We start from the raw sequence: 4,893 nt of genomic DNA on the forward strand, positions 1-4,893 counted from the left end.
CTCGAATGTGGGTTGTGCTTGCCGTTGGCTCGCGCCGTCATAGACATAGGTAACTTGAAAGACTTCATTACCTTCGCGGAATAAACCGATCGATTCTTTAAAGTTGGCACCTTGCACATTGGCAGTGACTGTCAACCGCACGATTTCGCGCGCACCTATTTTGTCTAGCTTATGTTCGACGAGCTTGAATGACTCAGGCAGCATGGAGGGCAAAACTTTGGCCATCATTTCTTCTAGCTCGGACATCGGCGTCGTGGCGGGAATCGGCAAGCGAGTGATCAGGACTATCTCCGGACGCTCCGGCGTGGTGGTATTAAAAGCCATCGCTCTAATGAATGCCGGATCGTTATCTACCAGCTTGGCAAATGATGCCATCGAAGGACTTAATTTAGTCGCAGCGGAAATAATCGCTTTCGTCTCTTCACTAGACGGTTTGCCACCTTTGAAGCCTGCGGGGACGGTAAATTCGACCCCATTCCCCTTGATGACGGTCAGCTCGCGGTTAGAACCACTATCTTGGAGCAGTGCCAGTTGCTGAGGCACTCGCTGTGGTAATGTCGCAGGAGAGGCGATCGCCGTCAAATTGGTAGCACTAAGTCCGAGCAGTGCTAAGTTGAAACCAATACCAGAGTAGAGAAAACGCACGATCGATACCTCGTATAAATTGTAGTGACTCAAACAACAAGCCACAGTGTGCTTTGAATTGTAATTGCTACATTATCGATTGGGTGTGTTCTGGATCTTTATGCAAAATTGGTCGATCTCGCGTAGCGATCGCTTCTGGACACAACCTCAGGCTCGTCAGTTAAATTGTAGTCTTTTTCTACCTATGCTTGTGTGTCCCGTGTGTCGATCGCTACTTATCGGCACGATATTTAGCTAAAAATGCTAATGGTTGGCTCATATTCGCTGCAAAACCCAGGATTCCGCGATCGCGATGTGCGTATACTAAGGCTCGATCTGGAGCGAATAAAAAAGTGCCACCTCGTTGCGTCAGATAACTCGGATCGGGAACGTAAGTAGACCAATTGCCTAGCACCTCAGCCATATTTCGCAGTCTCAACGTCGCTAATTCAAACGGTCGCTGAAAACCACTACCGCCAGCTACATCGAAAAAAGATCCCCGAATCGGTGGTAATGGTTTTGCCGCAACAGTCTCATCGGCAGCAATCAATTGGGGCGCAGATCGATCGCCCGTATATCCCCGCAAAACTTCCCGCAGCGTCCCAGGACTGCCGATGCCTGCACACATCAACATGAGATTTACCCAGGCATTTTGAGAGATTGACAGACCTGGATACAGATCGAGCTGGGTATGTAATTTCGCCTCGCGATCGATAAATAACGATCCGGTGGGAAAGCCGGTAAACTCACAGAATTTCAAGCCAGCCGCGCGATCGCCGATGCCTATCATCCGCACATCACACCCCTGTGCTGCCAGTTGTGCCCGTTCCCGTTGCAGCCACCAAGCATATTCGAGACTATCAAAATCGCCCAGTTGCGGGCAGACGATGATTAGTAAGTGTCGCGCCGCGTCGCAACCGCTGAGGATTGGCACGATCGCGCCGTCGCTAATACGGAGTCGATCGGTTTGCTGAAAGATCGAGTAGATATTCATCTGGCTAATTTCTGAAATTTAACTTTTAAACCGTCGCGGGGATGGAGGGTGGGAATCGGATCGAGAGTAAGATTTTGGTCGGGTAATAGTTCCCAACTGTAATCGCGGAGCAACTTAGCCGCAATTATCTTCAGCTCCATCTGGGCAAAAGCCATGCCGATGCAGATCCGCGAGCCACCGCCATAAGTGGCAAAAGTATAGTCCGACGGCTTGTATTCATAGCGTTCTGGTGCAAACCTGTCGGGATCGAAGCTAGTGGGATTGGGATATACCGCCTCGTCGAAATGAGCTTCGGGAATTCGATACAGCACTTGCCACCCCTTCGGCACGCGATAACCGTTGAATTCAAATTCTTCAACTACACCCCGAAAGCCGCCACCCACTGGGGGATACATCCGCTCCACCTCTCGCAATACGCGATCGAGATAGGTCATTTGTTTGAGGCTGTCGATTGAGAGCGGTGTGTCCATGCCAATTTGCGCCTGCTCGGCTCTGGCTTGGGCGAGGATTTCAGGGTGTTGGGCTAGTGCCAAACACAGCGAGGCAATCAGCGATGTCGTCGTCTCATGTCCGGCAAATAGCAACAACAACGCCTGTACCTTGAGTTCGTCCACACTCAGCCGATTGCCATCTTCATCCTGACTCTGTACGAGTAAGCCCAAGGCATCCTGAGTGGGCTGTTGTTGCCGCGCGAGGACAACGGTTTCGATCTGGGCGAGCAATTTGTCTCTAGCGGCGATCGCGCGGCCATAGGTCGTATAACTCCAATTCAGCGGCAAGGTAAATAAACCATTCGTCAGCTCGGTAAATAGCCGACTCAATTCTGTCGTTTGCGCCCCTGGTTCGCTGCCAATGAGTAAGACACTGGCGATTTCAAAGGTGAGATTTTTGAGTTCGGGGAACCACGTCAGATCCCCTGTCTGCGACCATTTAGCCAGATAACAATCGGTAATCTTATCGATCGTTTCGACATAATTTACCAAGGCTTTGCCATGAAACGCGGGCATCAATAATTTACGATTGCGCTGATGCTCCGCTCCTTCTTGCAAAAATAAAGATTCCCCCAATAATTCCTTAAAATTATCCGGCCACCCATCGCGCCAGGAAAATTTGTCAAAGCCAGTCGCCAGAATAAATTTATTCGCCGCCGCGCCACTCATTACCACTGTCGGTCGCCCGATAATATGCGTCCGAAAAATTGCTCCATACTGCTGTCGCCGCTTGGTCGCAAAATCAGGATCGAGCAAAAATGAAATCGTTTCCCCAATCCACGGTAAGCCAGATTTCCCTGGCGGTAGCGGCAAAGATGAAGTTGATGGTTGAGATGCAGACATCGGCAGTTTAATCGTTAGTAGTTGAAGCGTCAATTCACTCATCACTATCTTAAATGAAGCTTCGGAGAATCTCCCGAATAGTCGCAATCTCTCAGCGTCCTTTGCGGTAAAACTAACAACCTCCCACAAACCCTAAAAACCTTCGCGCCCTTTGCGTTAAAAATCCGCCTCCACCCAGCACATAGCAATCTCGATCGCGTCAGTGTTAAATTATGTAAATATCATCCGACCTATAAAGTTTATGCAACTCACCTGGCTCGACAGTAACTCTTGGCTCATCGAACTGGGCGGCAAACGAATTTTATTAGACCCTTGGCTGGTCGGCAATCTCAGCTTCGGCGATCTGCCCTGGTTGTTTCAAGGCAGCAAAACAGTCGATCGACCCATCCCCACAAATATCGATCTGATCTTACTTTCTCAAGGTCTACCCGATCACGCGCATCCGCCAACTCTAGAAGTTTTGGATCGATCGATCCCTGTCATCGGTTCGCCCAGTGCCGCCAAAGTAGTCCAAAAGCTCGGCTACCAGACAGTTACCGCCATCGTACCTGGAGAGAGTTATCATGTTGACTCGATCGAGATTAAAGCCGTACCCGGCTCGCCAGTCGGCCCCACCGCGATCGAAAATGGCTATATCTTGCGCGCAGATAATACCAGCCTCTATTACGAACCCCACGGCTATCACTCGCCCACTCTAGCCCAAGAAGCCGCGATCGATGTTGTCATTACGCCATTAATCGATCTCAAGCTGCCGTTATTAGGTGCTGTTATTAAAGGTAAAGCCAGCGCACTAGATCTATGCGAATTACTCAAGCCTAAATTTATCATCCCGACGGCGGCTGGTGGTGATGTAAAGTTTGAAGGTCTGTTGATGTCAATTTTATCTGCCGAAGGCACGGTGACAGAGTTTCAAGACTTACTCAAATCTAAGTCTTTAGTTACTAAGGCGATCGAGCCACAACCTTGGCAACCAGTGAATTTAGAATTAATACCTGTTTAATCGCGATTTTATCAAGGACGATCCCGTCGATCTATTCCGATCTGAAGCAACGTGAGTATGTAGATGAAGATCTGGAATATTAGGGCTAGTCGCGATCGTCTCTAACTAGACAATGCTGCAACTTCGCCCCAATCCAGAGCCAGATCTTACAACGAATCGATAAACACCTCGTCCGCCCAACTACCGTGCAGACCATAAGGAATATGATGCGTCAGATGGAGCGTAGCGATCGCGCCTTTGGTCAGATCTGCGGCATCTAAAATGACCACAGCCGATCGATCTTTGACACCATCATAAATCATCGCAACCAGCCAGCCATCGTCCTCCTGGGTACCGCCAGGACGCGGCACGAAGACGGGTTCGTTGACATATCCCGTTGGTGCTGCCGTCCACATTTGCTGCTTGCTAGTTTCGCGATCCAATTTGAGGATGCTTTGGAGCGGGGCATTACCAGCTAGTGTCTGCGCCGCACCCATGTAGACGTAGCGATAGGGATTGCCGACGTTAGCGGGGTTAATTGTCGGAAATTCACAACAGCGGGGTTCGACGAGTTCGCTACTTACTTGCTGAGTTTGGAGATTTAATTCAAATCGCCATAACTGTCCGGGTGTGAGCGTATTGAAATCGATCTCGCGGAAATCTTTATCGGGTTCGACTTCTGGGAAGGTAGGATAGGCAATTGAATCGATCGATATTTTACCATCGTGCTCGAAAGCATTGGCGTGGTGGAACACAAAACCCGATTTAGTCTCTAGGACTTGCATCTGCTCCCCGCTGCGAGGATTGCGGGGAATAACGAGAATTTTAGTCATTTTTTCAGGCTGAAACTTGACACATTCCGCCGCACCTTTTAAGCCAAATAAGAAGGGGAAGGGATTGAACCCAACCGGATTTTGGAAGAAAATACAATAATTGGGCGTAATTGCAAAGTCATGGATAAA

5 protein-coding genes are annotated in these 4,893 nt (G+C 49.4%); 1 reads left to right on the plus strand and 4 read right to left on the minus strand.

What is annotated here, in order from left to right; all coding sequences use genetic code 11:
• The 3 genes from RMO84_RS01815 to RMO84_RS01825 form a co-directional block, all read right to left on the minus strand.
• On the minus strand, positions 1-645 hold a 645-nt coding region (locus tag RMO84_RS01815), incomplete at its 3' end, for a hypothetical protein (RefSeq protein ID WP_310486748.1).
• Positions 646-856: 211 nt separating this feature from the next.
• Positions 857-1,618 carry a peroxiredoxin-like family protein gene (locus tag RMO84_RS01820; protein WP_310486749.1) on the minus strand — a complete coding sequence of 254 codons (762 nt, stop codon included), beginning with the start codon at positions 1,616-1,618 and terminating at the stop codon, positions 857-859.
• Complete coding sequence (locus RMO84_RS01825) at positions 1,615-2,952, minus strand: cytochrome P450 (protein ID WP_310486750.1); 1,338 nt, start codon at positions 2,950-2,952, stop codon at positions 1,615-1,617. Before RMO84_RS01825 ends, RMO84_RS01820 begins: the two co-directional genes overlap by 4 nt.
• Positions 2,953-3,193: 241 nt before the next feature.
• On the opposite strand from RMO84_RS01825, the gene RMO84_RS01830 reads away from it, so the two are divergent.
• Complete coding sequence (locus tag RMO84_RS01830; RefSeq protein WP_310486751.1) at positions 3,194-3,952, plus strand: MBL fold metallo-hydrolase; 759 nt, start codon at positions 3,194-3,196, stop codon at positions 3,950-3,952.
• A gap of 146 nt (positions 3,953-4,098) precedes the next feature.
• Here the strand turns inward: RMO84_RS01830 and RMO84_RS01835 are convergent.
• Positions 4,099-4,893: carotenoid oxygenase family protein (locus RMO84_RS01835; RefSeq protein ID WP_310486752.1), on the minus strand; the 795-nt coding region annotated here is incomplete at its 5' end.

Origin of the sequence: Chamaesiphon sp. VAR_69_metabat_338 (assembly GCF_031423935.1) — a bacterium.
Lineage (GTDB): Bacteria > Cyanobacteriota > Cyanobacteriia > Cyanobacteriales > Chamaesiphonaceae > Chamaesiphon.

Excerpts from the sequence above, each read along its gene's own strand:
- RMO84_RS01830 (WP_310486751.1), top strand. The coding sequence starts at position 3,194 with ATGCAACTCACCTGGCTCGACAGTAACTCTTGGCTCATCGAACTGGGC.
- RMO84_RS01820 (WP_310486749.1), bottom strand. The coding sequence starts at position 1,618 with ATGAATATCTACTCGATCTTTCAGCAAACCGATCGACTCCGTATTAGC.
- RMO84_RS01825 (WP_310486750.1), bottom strand. The coding sequence starts at position 2,952 with ATGTCTGCATCTCAACCATCAACTTCATCTTTGCCGCTACCGCCAGGG.